The 17,083-nt window shown below is 60.3% G+C and carries 18 protein-coding genes; 8 read left to right on the top strand and 10 right to left on the bottom strand.

Annotated elements, in window-relative coordinates:
• Positions 1-182: 182 nt before the first annotated feature.
• Positions 183-2,129: an autotransporter domain-containing protein gene (locus tag GIW28_RS01620; RefSeq protein ID WP_099550438.1), complete on the top strand. Its 1,947-nt coding sequence runs from the start codon at positions 183-185 to the stop codon at positions 2,127-2,129.
• Here GIW28_RS01620 and GIW28_RS01615 read toward each other — a convergent pair whose 3' ends face one another.
• From GIW28_RS01615 to GIW28_RS01600, 4 genes are all read right to left on the bottom strand, one after another.
• Positions 2,130-3,038: an SdiA-regulated domain-containing protein gene (locus GIW28_RS01615; protein ID WP_017139507.1), complete on the bottom strand. Its 909-nt coding sequence runs from the start codon at positions 3,036-3,038 to the stop codon at positions 2,130-2,132.
• 120 nt (positions 3,039-3,158) lie between these two features.
• On the bottom strand, positions 3,159-4,082 hold the full coding sequence (locus tag GIW28_RS01610; protein ID WP_169987600.1) for an SdiA-regulated domain-containing protein: 924 nt from the start codon (positions 4,080-4,082) through the stop codon (positions 3,159-3,161).
• 245 nt (positions 4,083-4,327) lie between these two features.
• Positions 4,328-4,993, bottom strand: coding sequence for a fumarylacetoacetate hydrolase family protein (locus GIW28_RS01605; RefSeq protein WP_017139509.1), 666 nt, complete (start codon positions 4,991-4,993; stop codon positions 4,328-4,330).
• 21 nt (positions 4,994-5,014) lie between these two features.
• Entirely contained in the window at positions 5,015-6,409 is a 1,395-nt protein-coding gene (locus GIW28_RS01600) for an FAD-binding oxidoreductase (protein ID WP_017139510.1), read from the bottom strand.
• A 365-nt stretch (positions 6,410-6,774) separates the two neighbouring features.
• Here GIW28_RS01600 and serA point away from each other — a divergent pair, with 365 nt between their 5' ends.
• Positions 6,775-8,004 carry a phosphoglycerate dehydrogenase gene (serA, locus tag GIW28_RS01595; protein ID WP_017139511.1) on the top strand — a complete coding sequence of 410 codons (1,230 nt, stop codon included), beginning with the start codon at positions 6,775-6,777 and terminating at the stop codon, positions 8,002-8,004.
• Positions 8,005-8,066: 62 nt separating this feature from the next.
• Here serA and GIW28_RS01590 read toward each other — a convergent pair whose 3' ends face one another.
• Positions 8,067-8,507, bottom strand: a complete 441-nt coding sequence (locus GIW28_RS01590; protein ID WP_017139512.1) for a DUF4399 domain-containing protein — start codon at positions 8,505-8,507, stop codon at positions 8,067-8,069.
• A gap of 133 nt (positions 8,508-8,640) precedes the next feature.
• Between GIW28_RS01590 and GIW28_RS01585 the strand changes: the two genes are divergently transcribed.
• Entirely contained in the window at positions 8,641-9,114 is a 474-nt protein-coding gene (locus tag GIW28_RS01585; RefSeq protein ID WP_017139513.1) for a transporter substrate-binding domain-containing protein, read from the top strand.
• A 49-nt stretch (positions 9,115-9,163) separates the two neighbouring features.
• Here GIW28_RS01585 and GIW28_RS01580 read toward each other — a convergent pair whose 3' ends face one another.
• Together GIW28_RS01580 and GIW28_RS01575 are read right to left on the bottom strand one after the other, a co-directional pair.
• Complete coding sequence (locus tag GIW28_RS01580; protein ID WP_017139514.1) at positions 9,164-9,646, bottom strand: DUF523 domain-containing protein; 483 nt, start codon at positions 9,644-9,646, stop codon at positions 9,164-9,166.
• A gap of 2 nt (positions 9,647-9,648) precedes the next feature.
• Positions 9,649-10,281 carry a 2OG-Fe(II) oxygenase gene (locus GIW28_RS01575; protein ID WP_026013871.1) on the bottom strand — a complete coding sequence of 211 codons (633 nt, stop codon included), beginning with the start codon at positions 10,279-10,281 and terminating at the stop codon, positions 9,649-9,651.
• Positions 10,282-10,412: 131 nt separating this feature from the next.
• On the opposite strand from GIW28_RS01575, the gene GIW28_RS01570 reads away from it, so the two are divergent.
• Positions 10,413-11,165 carry a DUF2059 domain-containing protein gene (locus GIW28_RS01570; RefSeq protein WP_099550310.1) on the top strand — a complete coding sequence of 251 codons (753 nt, stop codon included), beginning with the start codon at positions 10,413-10,415 and terminating at the stop codon, positions 11,163-11,165.
• 133 nt (positions 11,166-11,298) lie between these two features.
• Here GIW28_RS01570 and GIW28_RS01565 read toward each other — a convergent pair whose 3' ends face one another.
• Positions 11,299-12,240 (bottom strand): alpha/beta hydrolase, encoded by a 942-nt coding sequence (locus GIW28_RS01565; protein WP_026013872.1) that lies wholly within the window; start codon positions 12,238-12,240, stop codon positions 11,299-11,301.
• A gap of 99 nt (positions 12,241-12,339) precedes the next feature.
• On the opposite strand from GIW28_RS01565, the gene GIW28_RS01560 reads away from it, so the two are divergent.
• The 4 genes from GIW28_RS01560 (at position 12,340) to GIW28_RS01545 (ending at position 14,996) form a co-directional block, all read left to right on the top strand.
• On the top strand, positions 12,340-12,918 hold the full coding sequence (locus GIW28_RS01560) for a DUF6436 domain-containing protein (protein WP_017139518.1): 579 nt from the start codon (positions 12,340-12,342) through the stop codon (positions 12,916-12,918).
• Positions 12,919-13,012: 94 nt separating this feature from the next.
• The gene (locus tag GIW28_RS01555; protein ID WP_026013873.1) at positions 13,013-13,369 is read left to right on the top strand and encodes an EamA family transporter; all 357 of its coding nucleotides are present in this window, start codon (positions 13,013-13,015) and stop codon (positions 13,367-13,369) included.
• Positions 13,369-13,782: a DMT family transporter gene (locus tag GIW28_RS01550; protein WP_017139520.1), complete on the top strand. Its 414-nt coding sequence runs from the start codon at positions 13,369-13,371 to the stop codon at positions 13,780-13,782. Before GIW28_RS01555 ends, GIW28_RS01550 begins: the two co-directional genes overlap by 1 nt.
• Positions 13,779-14,996 (top strand): DegT/DnrJ/EryC1/StrS family aminotransferase, encoded by a 1,218-nt coding sequence (locus tag GIW28_RS01545; protein WP_236446744.1) that lies wholly within the window; start codon positions 13,779-13,781, stop codon positions 14,994-14,996. The genes GIW28_RS01550 and GIW28_RS01545 overlap by 4 nt, the downstream gene beginning before the upstream one ends.
• Here GIW28_RS01545 and GIW28_RS01540 read toward each other — a convergent pair.
• Both GIW28_RS01540 and GIW28_RS01535 read right to left on the bottom strand, forming a co-directional pair.
• A complete protein-coding gene (locus GIW28_RS01540) occupies positions 14,974-15,852 on the bottom strand; it encodes a hypothetical protein (protein ID WP_236446746.1) in 879 nt (292 codons plus the stop codon). The two genes, GIW28_RS01545 and GIW28_RS01540, sit on opposite strands and share 23 nt — an antisense overlap.
• On the bottom strand, positions 15,849-16,955 hold the full coding sequence (locus tag GIW28_RS01535; RefSeq protein ID WP_236446748.1) for a GNAT family N-acetyltransferase: 1,107 nt from the start codon (positions 16,953-16,955) through the stop codon (positions 15,849-15,851). Before GIW28_RS01535 ends, GIW28_RS01540 begins: the two co-directional genes overlap by 4 nt.
• Between the last annotated feature and the right edge of the window lie 128 nt (positions 16,956-17,083).

Raw genomic sequence — 17,083 nt, 5'->3', positions numbered from 1 at the left:
GCCCAAAACCGTGCGCCATGTCACGGCATCCCACGCCTTTATTGGTATCAAATCCGTTACAAATGACAGCCAGGCGACCCAAGCGTTTAACAATGCGCCACTTCGCGCTCGCCCAGGGAATGAGGCGCGCATTGTGCAAAGGGTCTGGGCTGGAAAACTTCAATCACCTCAAGGAAGACCTTGTGATAAAGCCCCTCGCCCTCGCGATCAGCGTGGTCGGCAGCCTGCTGTCGGCGCAAACCCAGGCCTACGATTACGGCCAGCACGCCAATACCACCCTGGAAAAGCTGATCAACGATTACCCCGGCCGGTATCGCGGCACGGCCAATTTCGCCGGCGCGGCAGATTGGATGCAAAGCCAGATGGGTTCGGCCTACAGCCTCAGTCGACAGAACTTCACCTGGAACAACGGCACTCGCGCTGCGCAAAACGTGGTGGCCTATGCTGCGGGCACTAAACCGCAATACGTGGTGATTGGCGCGCACTTCGACACCTACTTCGGCCGCCCGACCTTACAAGGCCTGGACGATAACGGCTCCGGCGCCAGCGTGCTGACCGAAGTGGCGAAGAACCTCGGCGGCTTGCAGCTGGAAAACGGCCTGCAAGTGGTCGCCTTCGGCGCCGAAGAGGAAGGCCTGCGCGGCTCCAAAGCCTTTGTCGATTCACTCAGCGCCAGCCAACGCGCGAATATGCTGGCGATGATCAACCTCGACAGCCTGATCACCGGCGACATGATGTACGCCCACGCAGGCCAGAACAGCACCGCCAACCCCGCGCTGGCATCGCTGCGCGAACACACCTTCCAGATCGCCAGGGAATTGAACATCCCGTTGTTCACCAACCCCGGCCTGGACCCGCAATACCCCAAGGGCACCGGCTGCTGCAGTGATGGCGAGCCGTTCGAACCGCTGAAGATCCCGATTCTGTATATCGAAGCCACCAACTGGGAGCTGGGCGATCTGGACGGCTACACCCAGACCAACAACCCGAAAATACCCGGCGGCTCCACCTGGCACGACCCGGCAGAAGACAACAAAACCGTGCTGACCAATGCCTTCGGCCAGGAACGCATCGACCAGCGCCTGCGCGATTACTCGCGCCTGCTCAGCCGCCTGGTGTTGGAACTGACCAACGCCGACCTGCTGGCCTCGACCGCCTCGGGTGGCGCCGTTGCGCGCAACATGCAGGACAACCTGCAACGCCAGCATCAGGCCATGGTGCGCCTGCATGATCGCCGTTGGTTGACCTTGCAAGCGGCCAGCCGCGAGGTCGGAAGCTTCGATGGCGAAATCGGCATGGACGGCGAATACACCCCGGACAGCGGCTTCGACAGCCCGCTCAACCGCGATGCCCGACGCCTGGGCGTACACGCCTTGGGCGACTATCAGCTCACCTCCAGCCTGAATATCGGCGCCAGCCTCAGCTACCTCAACGGTCGTGACAAGCTGCAGCAGCGCGGCAAACTCGACAGCGACACCTGGCAGGCCGCGGTCTATGCCTTGCTCAACGATGGCGGGCCAAGCTGGCTGGCGGGCGATTTGAGCATCGGCCATACGCGTTTTGAGGCCAAGCGTAACCTGCTGATCCAAGCCAATGGCGGCCCGGTGCTGCTCAATCAACAACTGAGCGGCAATACCGACGCACTGTCCCTGGGCGCACGCGTACTCGGCGGTTATGACTTCGACTTCGGCGCAATCAAAAGCGGGCCGTTTGCCGGCCTGGACTACAGCCATTCGCGTATCGACAAGTTCCACGAGAAACAGAACCTGCGCACCGCGCTGGAGTACGAAGAACAGTCTTTCGACTCCCTGGAAGCCAGCCTCGGCTGGCGCGTGCGCGGTGCCGTCGCCCTGCCCTATGGCCTGAGCCTGATGCCTTACGGCGACATCGCCTGGGTCAAGGAGCTGGCCGATGGCCGTCTCGATGACCTGCAATTGACCGCCCGCGCCGATGGCCAGGCGCGCACCGCCAAGCTGGGTTCAGTGGACAAAAGCTTTGGCCGCGCGCAAATCGGCAGCCAGTTGGCGATCACCCCGCAGTTGGGTGTGTACGCCGAGGTCAACAGCCGCCTTGGGCACGCCGAGGGCAGCCAGACCGGCTACTCCCTGGGCGTGCAATGGATGTTTTGATCAGGGCTTTTTGAACACGTAAAACAGGTTCGGCTCGCTGACCAGGTACAGCGAGCCCTCGTCATCCATGGCGATCCCTTCGGCCTGAGGCACGCGTTTTTTCAGGCCATGGCGCCCGTTAAGCAGGGAAAGACTGCTCAACGGGCGACCATCGATGTCCAGTTCCAACACCAGGAACGACTCATCCGACAGCGCCAGCAAATGCCCGCTGCGCTCGTCGTATTGCAGGCTCGACAGGTCGCGCACAAACAGCCCGGCATCGCGCTTGGGGTTGTTGATCACATGCACCGAGTAGGTTTTTTCCGGTTTGAAATGGGGAAACCCGTGCACCTCGTAAATCAGCATCGGGTCGCGCTCCTTGGCCACGAACAGGCGCTTGCCCACCGAGTCATAGGCCAGCCCTTCGAAACCTTTATTGCCACCAAGGTGTACGCCCAGGGTCATCTGCTCCGCGTCGGCGGCGTCGAGAAATTGGGTGTCGTCATTCACGTGCACCTTGATCAGCCGCTGCTGGGCTTCATCGCTGATCACATAAATGTTGTCACTGATGAACTCCACCGCCTCGGCATCGCCAAAGCCCACCAACGGGATACGCCGCAGGATCCTGCCGTCCAGGGACAACTCGATCAGCTCGGCGTTTTTATTGGTGACCGTAAACAGGCTTTTGCGTATCGGGTCGTACGTGAGGGCCGAGACATCATCGTCGAGCCCTTCGATGACCTTGGCTTCCAGGCTGACCCGGTAATCATTCAGGCCAATGGAGCGTTCATCGGCAGGATGGCGCCAGTGTTGAAGGTTGAACCAGGCCCGCTCGAACAAGCGAAAGTTCTGCGCGACCGCCCCGGCAATCACCAGGGCGAGCAGCAACAGGATAAAAAACGCGGGTTTGGGGCGGGCGAGTCGACGCATCAGGCAAGCTCAAAGTCAAAAAGTGGCGAATAAGTATCACGCCCGTCTGAATTTAAACTTAAACGCAGTCGACTGTCTGGCGAATGCCGCTGATAGCGAAGTATCCGACGTAATCGTCGGCTATTTCTGCTTCTCGAAACGATAGAACAGGTTGGGTTCGCTGACCATGTACAAGGTGCCGGCTTCGTCCATGGTGACGCCTTCGGCACGCGGGATGGTGTGTTTGAGACCATTGAAGCCGCCGAGCAGGGTCATGAAGCTGACTTGCTCGCCCTGCGCGTCCAGCTCCAGCAGCAGGTGGGAATCGGCCGACAGCACCAGCAAATGCCCGGTGCGCGGGTCGACGGCCAGGGCTGAGAGGTTACGCATGTCCAGCTCGGTGCTGGCGATCTTCTGCTTATCGCCGGTCAGCGTGGCGCCATCGCTTTTCCAGGTGAACAACGCCGGTGGGCGCTCTTCCCCGAGCACGATCTGCTGGTTGCGCTTGTCCCAGGTCACACCTTCAAATGCCTTGTTCTGGTCCTTGGACGGGCCAAGGTCATAGTGCTTGAAGTCGGCATAGTTCAGTTGCTGGGTGCTGGCGTCGACGTTCACCACGCTCAAGGTGTGCATGCGCTCGTCGACAATGGCCATCAGGCCGTTTTCCATCACTGTCACGCCTTCCGGGTTGTTCCAGCCGTTGAGCGGCATCTTGCGCAACACATCGCCTTGCAGGTTCAGCTCAACCAGGAAAGGGTTTTTGCCCATCACGGAAAACAGGGTTTTGGTCTGCGGGTTGTAGGACAGGTCCGAAGCCTCGTCCTTTTCCATGCCGGGCAGCAATTTGCCATCGATCACCGCGTGGTAATCCGGCAGCCAGACGCTGGCCTGGCGTTCGGCCGGGGTTTCGAACCGCTCAGCGATCCACAGCACCCCACGGTCGTCCCAATGCATCGCCCAGGCAATGCCGTACACAATGGCCCCGACCAGAAACAGCCAGGAATACCAGCGCAGGGCAAAACGTGAACGGGGCTTGGAAGTGAGGGTAGGCAGGGACACGGCCATTGAGCGCTTTTCCGCAGAGTCAGCTTTAGGTGATAGCACAGGATCAACAGGCCCGCGTGCAGGAGGCTGGGGATTATCCGGATGGCGTGTGAAAAAAATGCAAAACCAAGCGCGCGTAAACCAGTGTGGGAACTGATTTGTGTGGGAGCTGGCTTGCCTGCGATGCAGACGACTCGGTTTTTCAGTTAGACCGAGGCGATGCTATCGCAGGCAAGCCAGCTCCCACAGCTGATTGCATGCAGCCTTTAGCGAACGACGCTTTCGAAACGGCTACCGCCACCCAATTCCAGCACCAGCTCATCGCCCACATTCAACGGGCCTACACCGGCTGGAGTGCCGGTGAGGATCACATCACCCGCCTGCAGCGAGAAGCAGCCGGCCATGTGCTGGATCATCGGGACGATCGGGTTGAGCATCTGCGAGCTGTTGCCGTCCTGGCGCACTTCGCCGTTGATGGTCAGGCGAATGCCGATGTCGGTCACGTCGGCAAAGGTGCTGCTGACCACAAAGGGGGCAATCACGGCGGCGCCGTCAAAAGACTTGGCGATTTCCCACGGCAAGCCCTTGGCTTTCAGCTCGGCTTGCTTATCGCGCAGGGTCAAATCCAGGGCCGGAGCGAAGCCGGAGATGGCATCCAGCACTTCTTCACGGCTGGGCTTGGTCGACAACGGTTTGCCGATCAACACCGCAATTTCCGCTTCGTAGTGCACCGAACCGCGCTCGGTCGGAATGGCGAAACCGCCTTCCAGCGCGACCACGCAACTGCCCGGCTTGATGAACAGCAACGGTTCGGTCGGCACCGGGTTGTCCAGTTCCTTGGCGTGTTCGGCGTAGTTACGCCCGATGCACACCACTTTGCCCAGGGGAAAGTGGATGTTGGTGCCGTCGACATACTTGTGCTGGTAGCTCATGAAACGACTCCTTCAGGGCGGTTAAACAGCGAAGATCTTGCCAGGGTTCATGATCCCGTTCGGGTCGAACACCGCTTTTACTGCTTTCATGTATTCGATTTCAACCGGGGAACGGCTATAGGTCAGGTAATCGCGCTTGGTCATGCCCACGCCGTGTTCGGCGGAGATCGAGCCGTTGTACTTCTGGACGGTCTCGAACACCCATTTGTTCACGGTGGCGCACTTGGCGAAGAACTCATCCTTGCTCAGGTTTTCTGGCTTGAGGATGTTCAGGTGCAGGTTGCCGTCGCCGATGTGGCCGAACCAGACGATTTCGAAGTCCGGGTAGTGTTCGCCGACGATCGCATCAATTTCCTTCAAGAACGCTGGCACTTTGGAGACAGTTACCGAAATGTCGTTCTTGTACGGCGTCCAGTGGGAAATGGTCTCGGAGATGTACTCGCGCAGTTTCCACAGGTTGTGCAGTTGGGTTTCGCTCTGGCTCATCACGCCGTCCAGCACCCAGCCCTGCTCTACGCAGTGCTCGAAGGTTTCCAGGGCGTGGTTGGCAACTTCTTCGGTGGTGGCTTCGAATTCCAGCAGCGCGTAGAACGGGCACTCGGTTTCAAAGGGAGCCGGCACGTCGCCACGGCCCATGACCTTGGCCAGGGCTTTGTCGGAGAAAAATTCGAAGGCGGTCAGGTCCAGCTTGCTCTGGAACGCGTGCAATACCGGCATGATCGAATCGAAATCGGTGGTACCGAGCACCATCGCGGTGAGATTTTTCGGCGCACGGTCCAGGCGCATGGTGGCTTCGACCACAAAGCCCAACGTCCCTTCGGCACCGATAAACAGCTGGCGCATGTCGTAGCCGGTGGCGTTCTTGATCAGGTCGCGGTTCAGTTCCAGCACGTCACCCTTGCCGGTGACCACTTTCATGCCGGCCACCCAGTTGCGGGTCATGCCGTAGCGAATCACCTTGATCCCGCCGGCATTGGTGCCGATATTGCCGCCGATCTGGCTCGAACCCGACGAAGCGAAGTCCACCGGGTAGTACAGGCCTTTTTCTTCGGCGACGTTCTGCAATTGCTTGGTGACCACACCCGGCTGGCACACGGCGGTGCGGTCGGTGAGGTTCACGTCGAGAATCTGGTTCATGTAGTCAAACGAGACGACCACTTCGCCATTGGCCGCCACCGCAGCGGCCGACAAACCGGTACGACCACCCGATGGCACCAGCGCCACCTTGTGTTCATTGGCCCAACGGACGATGGCTTGGACCTGCTCGATGGTCTTGGGAAAGACGATAGCGGTAGGCGCGGGGGCGAAGTGCTTGGTCCAATCCTTGCCGTAAGCCTCCAGGGAGTCTGCATCGGTCAGCACTTTGCCAGGCTCAACCAGGGTCTTCAGCTCATCAATCAGGGCAGGATGGGTCATCGACGGAACTCTCGAACAATTCATGGTCATCCTGAGAACGCTTCACGTCGCAGGAATGGGTGTTTAGCGGGGCACGTATGCTAGCATACCGCCCCCGCAGGACAGAGCCCAAGGGCGTTCTGCGGTGACGGCTTTCCTGCCGTCCGGGTCAGCTCTGTGCCCTGATTTGCCAATACGTTTCTGTTTGACGAGCGGCTGTTGTTGTCAGGCAAGGCGCCGCGACGAGTCATAGCTTGCTATGGGGAGGAGCGGCAACGCAGCATGGCGGCAACAGACGCCGTCAAACAGGAACAGTATTGGTGAATCAGGGCACATCCTGCTGCTCGATTCCCTGCCATTTTTCTCCGGGATACAGGTTTACGCAGATGAGCAAGACTTCTCTCGATAAGAGCAAGATCAAGTTCCTTCTTCTGGAAGGCGTCCACCCATCGGCTGTCGACGTACTGAAAGCCGCTGGGTACTCCAGCATTGAGTACATCACCAGTTCTCTGCCGGAAGCCCAGTTAAAGGAAAAGATCGCCGACGCGCACTTTATCGGCATTCGCTCCCGCACTCAGCTGACCGAAGAGATCTTCGACCACGCCAAGAAACTCGTGGCTGTCGGCTGTTTCTGCATCGGCACCAACCAGGTCGACCTTAACGCTGCGCGCGAGCGCGGTATCGCGGTGTTTAACGCACCGTACTCCAACACCCGTTCCGTTGCTGAGCTGGTGCTGGCCGAGGCGATCCTGCTGCTGCGCGGCATTCCTGAGAAAAACGCTTCCTGCCACCGTGGCGGCTGGATCAAAAGCGCGGCCAACTCCTTCGAAATCCGTGGCAAAAAGCTGGGTATCGTCGGTTACGGCTCGATCGGCACGCAGCTGTCGGTGCTGGCCGAAGGCTTGGGGATGCAGGTGTTCTTCTACGACACCCTGACCAAGCTGCCATTGGGCAACGCCACCCAAGTGGCGAGCCTGACCGAGCTGCTGGGCATGTCCGACATCGTCACCCTGCACGTACCGGAAACCGCTGAAACCCAGTGGATGATCGGCGAGAAGGAAATCCGCGCCATCAAGAAGGGCGGCATCCTGATCAACGCGGCACGCGGCACCGTGGTTAAGCTGGACGCCCTGGCCGACGCGATCAAGGACAAGCACCTGATCGGCGCCGCTATCGACGTGTTCCCGGTAGAGCCACGCTCTAACGACGACATCTTCGAAAGCCCGCTGCGTGGCCTGGACAACGTGATCCTGACTCCGCACATCGGCGGCTCCACCGCTGAAGCTCAGGCCAACATCGGCCTGGAAGTGTCGGAAAAGCTGGTCAAGTACAGCGACAACGGTACCTCGGTGTCTTCGGTCAACTTTCCCGAAGTGGCGCTGCCGGCTCACCCTGGCAAGCACCGTCTGCTGCACATCCACCAGAACATCCCTGGCGTGATGATGGAGATCAACAAGGTCTTCGCAGAAAACGGCATCAACATCTCCGGTCAGTTCCTGCAGACCAACGAGAAGGTTGGCTACGTGGTTATCGACGTCGACGCCGAGTACTCGGACCTGGCGCAAGAGAAGCTGCAGCACATCAACGGCACCATTCGTAGCCGCGTGTTGTTCTAACGCTTTGAACGCTGCACAAAAAAGGGAGCCTTCGGGGCTCCCTTTTTTTGTCTGAACAAATCTTACTTGACGTTAACCGTGATGACTTTCGAGGCTACAGTCGGGTTGAACTGCATGTGCAGTTTGTCGCCAGCGACCAGTTGCAAGGTGTGCTTGCCTGGGGTGAGGGTCAACTCGGTCTCGGTCTGGGCCTTGCCGTAGTGGATCACGGTGTCGGTGGCCGGGATCGGCACACTGGCGTCCGGCAGTTCTTTCTGGTCGATCAGCAGGTGGTGGTGGCCGGTGCCTGGGTCCTGGCTGGTCGCTGGCGCCAGTTTCAGGCCTTCCATACCGAACTTCACAGTGAAGGTTTTATCGACGGTGGCGCCGTCTTTTGGCGACACGATAAAGACTTTGGCGCCTTCCGGTGGTGCGCTGCGCGGGATACCGTCAGCGGCTGTGGCCAACATCGAAGCACCCAGCAAGAGGCTGGCCAGGGTTGCACGGGACAAAAGGGCTTTCATTCGCTTCTCCAGTTTTACGGTGAAATCTGTAGGGTTATGACAACTTCGCGACAAATTGCTGTCCAAGGCACTCAACACCATAGCAAGCGATGCTCAATGGCGCCTCGCACGCACAAATTCTTTAGGAGCGACCATGCGCTTTGTGCCTGGCCTTGTACTTTTACTGCCCCTGTTGAGCCCACTGGCTCACGCCGAACTGATCGATGACGTGTTTGATCGCGGCGAACTGCGCATCGCCCTGGAGGCCAACACCCCGCCGTACAACTTCAAGGACGGTGACAAGCTAACCGGTTTTGAAGTGGAGCTGGGTGAACAATTAGCCAAGGAAATGGAGGTTCGCCCCTCGTTCATCACTGTCGATGACGCCGACCTGCTGCCGGGTGTGGAAAGCGGCAAGTTCGACGTGGCCATCAACCATATCGCTATGACTGCCGCGCTGCAGGATCGGTTCGATTTCAGTGAGGCCTATAAGCAAACACCTGAGCTGGCCATTCCATTCCAAAAGGGCAACCCGGCCTTCAAAAGCAGCCTGGACAATGCATTACAGCGGGTGAAGGCCGATGGTCGCTTGAAGGCGCTGACGCAGAAGTGGTTTGCACCTGAGTGAAACACAGTCGATGTGGGAGCCAGCTCCCACATTTGATCTGGGTTGAACCTCAAAGTTGTGCCAGGGCAATTGCCGCCTCAGGCAACTCCAGCTCACTGAACACCCGCACGCCATGGCGCTTGAGCAGCGCCGCCGTCACGCCCTCGCCGCTGACCTTCACGCCGCTGAAGGTGCCGTCATAGGTCAGCAGATTGCCGCAGGACGGGCTATTGGCCTTGAGAATCGCGATGCGGATGTTATGCCGCTGCGCCAACGCCAGTGCCTGGCGGGCCCCGTCGAGGAAGGCGGCACTGAAGTCTTCGCCCTCGGCCGTCAGCACTTGCGCACGCCCTTCCCACACATCAATGCCCTGCCCGCCCGGGATCTCGGCGGAGGGACGCGGTGTCGGCAAACCGCCTGATACTTCCGGGCAAATCGCAACCACCCGGCCTTCGGCCTGCCAGGCCGCCAATTGATCGAAGGGGCCGCTGGCGCCACCGTCGTAGCGCACCTTGTGCCCGAGCAGGCAGCGGCTGATCAGAATCTTTTGCATGGTTAAAACGGCTCGTTACCGCGTCGGCGAAACCAGCCGGTCAGGGACAGGCGTTCGCGCGTGGCGGGCAGGACTTCGTGGGGCACCTCCCCGGACAGGAACACCACCAGGCTACCGCCGGTGGGTACCACATCGTATTCCACGCCGCCCTTGAGGTACATGCGCAACTGGCCGCCATGCTCAGGTAACCAGGCGTCATTCAAATAGACCACTGCCGAGACCATGCGCCGGTCATCGTCGCGAAAACGGTCCAGGTGCTTGAGGTAAAACGCCCCTGGCGGATACATCGCGAAGTGGCTTTCGAAATCTTCCAGGCCCAGGAACAGGCTGCGGTTCATGGCCAGGCGCAGGCTGTCCATCACGCTCATGTATGTCTCGCAGACAGCGGCGTCGCCCTCCTCCAGCCACTGGATATGGTCGCCGCGAATGCCCTCGCGTATCTCCTGCGCGGGTCCGCGTCCTACAGCCGCCGGAGCCAATTCACCCTCAGCCGCACGTTTACGGCACTCAGCCGCCAACTCCAGGGTCAGAGCCTGGGGCAGGAAGCCGTTCTGCTGCGACCAACCTTTTTCGGCCAGGTCGTCGACGATGCGTTGCAGCAGCGGGTGTTCGAGGGATATTTGCATGGCGCGCATAGTATCCATACGCCTATGAATCCGACAGAGCCGCCGAGCGTCTGAACACACTTTAGTCAGGTGACTGATAGGATTTCTCGACAAATCCTACGCCCGACACGGACAATAGTGGCCGACTGACAGGAGTCCCTATGCGTCGTTTGTTTTTTTCCTTGCTGATGTTCTGCGTTTTGCCCGCCTGGGCAGACGGCCATGACCAGTTGTACAAGGTCGCCGGCTGGGCCGAACAACGTGCGCATTTTAATGACGCCCTGAGTGCCGCACAGCAACGCTATCGCAATAGCCTGCCGCCGGCGGTGTACCAGGCGCTGGTGGATAACAGCAATAAACGCTTCGCCGCCCAGGCCGTGGACCAGCGGGCCGAGGCGCAATTGCGCAAAAACCTGGCGGACCCGAAACCTGCCCTGGCGTTTTTCCAGTCGCCGTTGGGTCGCAAAATCGTTGCAGCTGAATTGCTGGCCACGCGCCGCGACCAGTTGGCAAAAAATGCCAAGGGCCTGCCGCACATCGAAGCCGACGCCACCCGCAGCCTGATCATCGGCCACCTGGCCCAGGCGCTGCCGGCCCGTGAAGCCGGCGCAGAAGTCAGCCTGGCGATTGCCGGCGTAGCAGCCGACAGTTTGAGCCAGATGATTCCCGGCCTGTTGGGCGGCGGTCAGGCGCAAGGCATGTTGAACGGCCAACGTGAGCGGCTGATGCAGCAGATCGGCAATGACTTGAACAACACACTGTTGTACGTCTATCGAGATTTGTCCGACCCGGAACTGGAAGAATTCGCCACGTTTGCGGAGTCGCCGGACGGTCGGGCGTATTACAAGGCGGCGCTGGCCGCGATTCGCGCCGGACTTGCAGTAGGTCAAAGCACTTCCAGCCTGACGCAATAAGTAATGTGGAAACAGGCTTGTGTGGGAGCTGGCTTGCCTGCGATGGCATCAACCCGGTGTGCCTGATACAGCTAGGTGTCTGCATCGCAGCGATGCGGCGACCCGACAAGCCAGCTCCCACATTTGAACGGTGTTACTTCAGATGATCCGTCAGGAATTTGAAGTACTCTTCGCGAATCTCGGGAATCTCATTGGCCAAGTGATGCCGACCACGCGGCAGCATCAGCACCTGCGGCTGATCGAACTTGCCCCGCAGCACCTGCAAGTTGTGCTGCCAGTCCACCGTCATATCTTCCTCTCCCTGCACGATCACCGGCCGCCGTGGGCTTTGCGGCGCAGCTTCGATGCGTTTGATCCAACGCGCCAGCGCGCCCACCCACGCGGTCGGCAGTTGGCGCGGCTGTAGCGGGTCAGCTTCCAGGAAGGGTTTGAACTTGGGATCGTGGGTGTTCTCGCTGAACCGCCGCGCAATGCCTTTGACGAACGGGCGCAGCAGGTAATAGCTGACCTGCGACCAACCCCATGCACGCGGCCGTACCAGGGGCGAGAGCAGGAAGGTCTTGCCCTGGGCCGGGCTGTCGGCGCCGTGGTTGAGCAAATGGTCCACCACCACCGCACCGCCAGTGCTTTGCCCGAACAGGTGCCACGGTTGCGGCAGTTGCAAGCTGTGGGCCTGCGCAAACAGCGCCTGCACCACGTCCTGGTACACCACAAAATCGTCAATGCTGGCGCGCTCGCCACTGGAAAGACCGTGGCCCGGCAAGTCGCAGGCAATCACCACAAAACCTTGATCCAGCGCCCAGTCCACCACATGCCGGTACAGGCCCATATGGTCGTAGAAGCCGTGGTACATGAACATTGTCGCCACCGGCGCAGACGGCCACCACACCTGCGCTACCACCTGGAAGCCATCCACTTCAAAACGGCCCAAACGGCTCACGACGGGTACTTTGCGCGCCGCCAGGTCCAGCCCATAGAAACGCTGGTAGACCCGCGCCTCGGCGCTGAGCGGTTGCGCATCCACCAGTGGCCGCAAGCTCTCGCGCAGATGATCGGGGTCAAAACTCACAGGCATAAAGGCTTCCAGACTGACGGTGAAGATGAATATCGAGCTGCGATATTCATCTGTCAGGGCAAGCATGGCAAGCTACGCGACCTTCGAGGATAGTTCCGAATGCGACAACCCTACCGCTCCGCCTTGTTTGCCGGCCTGCTGTTGGTCATCTGCGCCGGCGTGCTGTGGGCGGCTTATGACTGGTTCCAGGGCCGCTATTTGCGCGCATTCAGCGAACACACCGCGGTGTTTTCCGGTGATGCCCTGCGCCTGCCCGCCGAACTGGCAGGCCCAGGCCCGATTCGCCTGGTGCACTTCTGGGACCCGGCCTGCCCCTGCAACGTCGGCAACCAGCAGCACCTGGGCGAACTGATCGAGCAATACGCGCCCCAGGGCGTCGAGTTCTATGCCCTGCAAAAGGCCGGCAGCCACGGCCAACTGCCCGACAATTTGCGCAAAATGAAACCGCTCAATGCCCTGCTCGGCGCCGACCAAGTGCCGGCGACTCCGGCCGTAGGCATTTGGGATCGCAGCGGCAAACTCGCGTACTTCGGGCCGTACAGCGAAGGGCTGACGTGCAATTCGAGCAACAGCTTTATCGAGCCTATCCTCAAAGCCCTGGAGGCCGGGCGCGAAGTCGATGCCACCCACACCCTGGCGGTGGGCTGCTATTGCCAGTGGAGCAAGGCGTCAAACTGAACGCCGGCTGTTCGACCGGCAAACTCCAGTCACCCCGCCGGCAGGCTCCTGTATTGTAAGCGTCCAGCGACATTGCAAGCAGACGCGAGACTCCATGAGCCAGTTAACCATCATCCTCTGGATGCTCAACGTTATCGTCGATACGTCCGGCCAACTGGCGTTCAAAGCCGCCGCCTCGGCCAGCGCCGAGCATGACGGCCTCGCCCACTGGAAACACATGCTCAAGCGCCCGTGGATCTGGCTGGGGGTGATCTGCTATGTCTTCGAATTCGTGTTGTGGCTGGCGTTCCTGACGCTGGTGCCGTTGTCGGTCGGCGTGATGCTGGGTTCGATCAACATCGTGGTGATCATGATTGCCGGGCGTTTCCTGTTCAAGGAAAGTCTGAGCAAATGGCGGTTGATCGGCATCATGCTGATCGCCTGTGGCGTGACCGTCGTAGGGTTTGAATGATGAAACGTTTTTATATCCTGGGTTTTCTCGCGCTGATCATTTTCGACACCTTGGCGCAGGTCAGTTTCAAATTTGCCTCGGTGCATGCCGAACCGTTGACCATGGACGTCGCGTGGCTGGCCCGGGTGTTTGGCGCACCGTGGATCTACGGCGCCTTTGTCGGCTATATTGGCGCGTTTTTTACCTGGATGACCTTGCTCAAATACGCCCCGGTAGGCCCGGCGTTTGCGGCCTCGCACCTGGAGTTGATCAGCGTGACGCTGATCTCGGTCTGGCTGTTCGATGACACCCTGACCTGGCCGAAAATCATCGGCGGCGCACTGATCATCGCGGGCATCCTGTGCCTGGCGCGCAGTGAAGACAAAGAGAGCAAAACCGTCGAGGCCGAACCTTCGCAGCCTCTGGTGTCATGAACAAAGAAATCCCGCCCACCGCCGGCCTGCCCTTGCGCGGGCGGGATTTGCTCAATTTATCGGGCGACCTCGCCCAGTCGCTGACCCGCCAGTTTTCGATTCCACTGCCTGCACTGCCCTGCTCCGGCACCGCCGCGCTGATCATCGCCTTGCGCGTTTTGCAGCAGCGCATGCCCGGCCGCACCCGGCTGATTGTGCCGGCGTACACCTGCCCGCTGGTGGCATTGGCCGCGCATTACTGCCCGCCGTTGCGGGTGGTGCCCTGTGATTTGCAGCCCGGCAGCATTGACCTCGACGAGCAACACCTCAAGCAACTGTGCGACGACAGCACCCTGGCCGTGGTGGTCACCCACCTGGCCGGGCGCGTGGCGGATGTGGACGCCGCCAAGCGTATTGCCGAATCAGTCGGCGCCGTGGTGATCGAAGACGCCGCCCAAGCCCTGGGCGCCCTCGACGATGGCCGCAGCGTCGGGCTCAAAGGCGATGTGGGGTTTTTCAGCCTGGCGCTGGGCAAAGGCCTGACCACGGCCGAAGGCGGCGTGCTGTTCAGCCGCGACCCGGTGCTGCATCAGGCATTGCACCGCCAGTGCGCGCAAGACCTGCCCTTGAGCCTGCGCTGGGAGCTGCAACGTAGCGCCGAACTCTGGGGTTACGCGCTGCTTTACCAACCGCGCGGCTTGCACTACGTGTATGGCAAGGCGTTGCGCACGGCGCTGGCACAGGGTGATGAAGTGGCCGCCGTGGGTGATGATTTTTCGGTCAACGATATCCCGCTGCACCGCCTCGGCGGTTATCGGCAGAAGGTCGGTGCTGCCGCACTGGCGCGCTTGCCTGACTACTTGCAACAAGGCCGTACCCGCGCCTTACGCCGGGCGGCGCGCTTGAATGACTTGCCCGGCGTCGCGGTGATCATGGACCGACTGGGGCAGCAAGGCACCTGGCCGTTTTTGATGGTGCTGATGCCGTCTGCACAGGCGCGTGATGCCGCCATGGCGCAACTGTGGACATCCGGGCTCGGCGTGACCCGCCTGTTTATCCACACCTTGCCGGACTACCCCGCCGCCGTCCCGCTGTTGCAACCGGGCGGCGACATTAGCCAGGCCCAGGCATTTGCCAGCCGCACACTGTCGATCAGCAACAGCCATTGGCTGACGGACGAACACTTCGAACGCGTATTCGCCCAGCTAAAAGTTATTGTCGCCAACCCTGATTGATACGCGCCACCAGCCGGCCATTCAGCTCGTTCTGCTGCTGTTGCCAGATCTGCACCTGCGCCGGCGGCAGTTCTTCCTGGCCATCGGAGGCACTTAACCAGCGTTTGAACTTGCTCTCATAGTGGTAAGCCGACACATCGCCGGTGATGTCCGCCCCGATGATCCGGCCCTGGCAAGCGTCGATCAGATCGTTCAAATGCTGCTCCAGAAACTCGCCCTGGTCCCAATTGGTGTTGACCACTTCGGGGCTCAGCACGTCTTTGTCGATGGACAGGTAAACCGGCAGTGAACGGTCGAACTGCGCGAGGAACGCACGCATCAGCTCATCGGCGTTGCCGAACGCACGGTTGCTGCGCCCGGCGCCGATCCAGTTCATCCAGCGCGTGTCGACGTTGACGTTCCAGTAAGTCAGCTTGCGCTTGAGCAGCGGCGACCAATGATTCTCCCAGGCATGGCCCAGGCCGATATCCTGGGAACCGATGCCCAACACATGCACATGCTCGACCTGCGGCAAACGGCTGGCCCAGTAAACCCATGAGCCACAATGGATGCCGAACGGGTAGCGCATGTTGTCAGGGTGGTTGTCGCAAATGATCAGTTGGAATTTCTGCTGCGTCGGCAGGCGGTTCAGCAACAGCTGGCTGAGGTGGTGATAATCGCCGCTGCCGGTGAACACACAGCCGTAATCGCTGGGCATCTGCGCGTGCAGAGCGGCTTCCAGCTCCTTGAACTGCGCCCAGCGGCAACCGAAGCGGATTTTTTCCTGCCAGGCCTGCATGGGCAAGGTGATCGCGCCGGGAATATCACTCACGGCACTGTCGAAATCGAGGATCAGCGGCGCGCGGTCCTGGCTCATTCGGGTTTCTCCTGCTGCCACTGTGCATCGCTTTCGAAGTGATGGCGGAAACGGTTGCCGAGCTTGCGCAGCAGCGGGTTGCGGATCCAGACCAGATGACGGGTGAAGGTAAAGTCGGCGCCGAGGCTGGCCTTGACCTGCGGGTCGGTCCAACCCGCCACATAAAATTTCAGCCCATTGGCCACGGCGTATTCCAGGTTCACAAACCAGCTGACGAAGTACAGGTTGAATTCCAACGCTTGCGGGTAGTTAAGCCCGATGTACTTGTCGAGCAGCTTGTCGCCCTCTACGTAGCACAGGTTGTAGCCGATCAGTTCGTCGCAGTGCCAGTAGCAGAACACTCGCCCGTTGCTGGCGGCGTCCTGCAACAAGCTGCGGAAAAACGCCGGGGTCAGCAGGTCAAAGTGAATCTCGCTCTGGTCGTACACCGCCTTGTACAGGCCGTACAACTGCGCAAGCCACGCCTCATCGTTGAAGCGCGCATCGCCAGTGTCCAGGACTTCCACCCGCAACGCCTCGCGGCTGCGCAGTTTGCGTCGGATATTGCGTCGACGGCTGTGGGACAAACGCGCCAGGTACTCGTCGATGCTGCTGAAGTTGATCGGCACATAGGCCAGCGCCTGGCCTTCGAGGCAGATAAAGCCGCGCCGGGTACAGTCCTCGATCAAGGCTTGGGCGTAGCGGTTGTCTGCATCGCTGAGCAGCGGCGAGTCACAGGGCAGATCTTTGACGACTGTGAGTTTGCGCTGCGGCGCGCACTCTTCTTGCAGCCACTGCGCGAGGTCCTGGGGTGGCACGTTGCGGGGCAATGGCGAATATTCGCTGACCGTGGTGCCGACAAAGCAGCTGTCGATACGCAGCCACGCATTCCAAAGACCAAACCCGGGCCAGCCGCGCACACGCTTCACGAACTCGTCTTCAGCCGTCGTCAGCAGGTCAAATGGCGTGAAGAAGTACGGCAGGCCCTCGGCGGACAGGCGGGCGTCAAAGCCCTCCGGCGGGTGCTGCAAAAACCGGCCGATCAACGAGGGCGCTTCCAGGCAGCACGCGTAGGCAACCTCGGGGCGGCTGGAGTCTGGGGTAGGTTGCGTGGCGCAAGTCATGGAAAAAAGCTCAAAGATGACCGGCGCAATAGTAGCGTACTCGACACATTCGGCACTTGAACCTCGGCTGTCGCTGCGGCGTATCAGCAATTCCCGCAGTTCTCACCAAACCGATTAGACTCCGTTGA

It is taken from the genome of Pseudomonas sp. PA-5-4B, assembly GCF_021606215.1.
Classification (GTDB): Bacteria; Pseudomonadota; Gammaproteobacteria; order Pseudomonadales; family Pseudomonadaceae; genus Aquipseudomonas; species Aquipseudomonas edaphica.
Note: the sequence above shows the minus strand (reverse complement) of the source record. Positions and strands in the feature narration are given on the sequence as shown.

Bases quoted from the DNA above. Each gene is read 5' to 3' on its own strand.
- GIW28_RS01560 (WP_017139518.1), top strand. From the start codon at position 12,340: ATGCGACAACCCTACCGCTCCGCCTTGTTTGCCGGCCTGCTGTTGGTC.
- GIW28_RS01600 (WP_017139510.1), bottom strand. From the start codon at position 6,409: ATGACCCATCCTGCCCTGATTGATGAGCTGAAGACCCTGGTTGAGCCT.
- GIW28_RS01590 (WP_017139512.1), bottom strand. From the start codon at position 8,507: ATGAAAGCCCTTTTGTCCCGTGCAACCCTGGCCAGCCTCTTGCTGGGT.
- GIW28_RS01585 (WP_017139513.1), top strand. From the start codon at position 8,641: ATGCGCTTTGTGCCTGGCCTTGTACTTTTACTGCCCCTGTTGAGCCCA.
- GIW28_RS01545 (WP_236446744.1), top strand. From the start codon at position 13,779: ATGAACAAAGAAATCCCGCCCACCGCCGGCCTGCCCTTGCGCGGGCGG.
- GIW28_RS01550 (WP_017139520.1), top strand. From the start codon at position 13,369: ATGAAACGTTTTTATATCCTGGGTTTTCTCGCGCTGATCATTTTCGAC.
- GIW28_RS01610 (WP_169987600.1), bottom strand. From the start codon at position 4,082: ATGGCCGTGTCCCTGCCTACCCTCACTTCCAAGCCCCGTTCACGTTTT.
- GIW28_RS01615 (WP_017139507.1), bottom strand. From the start codon at position 3,038: ATGCGTCGACTCGCCCGCCCCAAACCCGCGTTTTTTATCCTGTTGCTG.
- GIW28_RS01570 (WP_099550310.1), top strand. From the start codon at position 10,413: ATGCGTCGTTTGTTTTTTTCCTTGCTGATGTTCTGCGTTTTGCCCGCC.
- serA (WP_017139511.1), top strand. From the start codon at position 6,775: ATGAGCAAGACTTCTCTCGATAAGAGCAAGATCAAGTTCCTTCTTCTG.
- GIW28_RS01535 (WP_236446748.1), bottom strand. From the start codon at position 16,955: ATGACTTGCGCCACGCAACCTACCCCAGACTCCAGCCGCCCCGAGGTT.
- GIW28_RS01580 (WP_017139514.1), bottom strand. From the start codon at position 9,646: ATGCAAAAGATTCTGATCAGCCGCTGCCTGCTCGGGCACAAGGTGCGC.
- GIW28_RS01540 (WP_236446746.1), bottom strand. From the start codon at position 15,852: ATGAGCCAGGACCGCGCGCCGCTGATCCTCGATTTCGACAGTGCCGTG.
- GIW28_RS01605 (WP_017139509.1), bottom strand. From the start codon at position 4,993: ATGAGCTACCAGCACAAGTATGTCGACGGCACCAACATCCACTTTCCC.
- GIW28_RS01565 (WP_026013872.1), bottom strand. From the start codon at position 12,240: ATGCCTGTGAGTTTTGACCCCGATCATCTGCGCGAGAGCTTGCGGCCA.
- GIW28_RS01575 (WP_026013871.1), bottom strand. From the start codon at position 10,281: ATGCGCGCCATGCAAATATCCCTCGAACACCCGCTGCTGCAACGCATC.
- GIW28_RS01555 (WP_026013873.1), top strand. From the start codon at position 13,013: ATGAGCCAGTTAACCATCATCCTCTGGATGCTCAACGTTATCGTCGAT.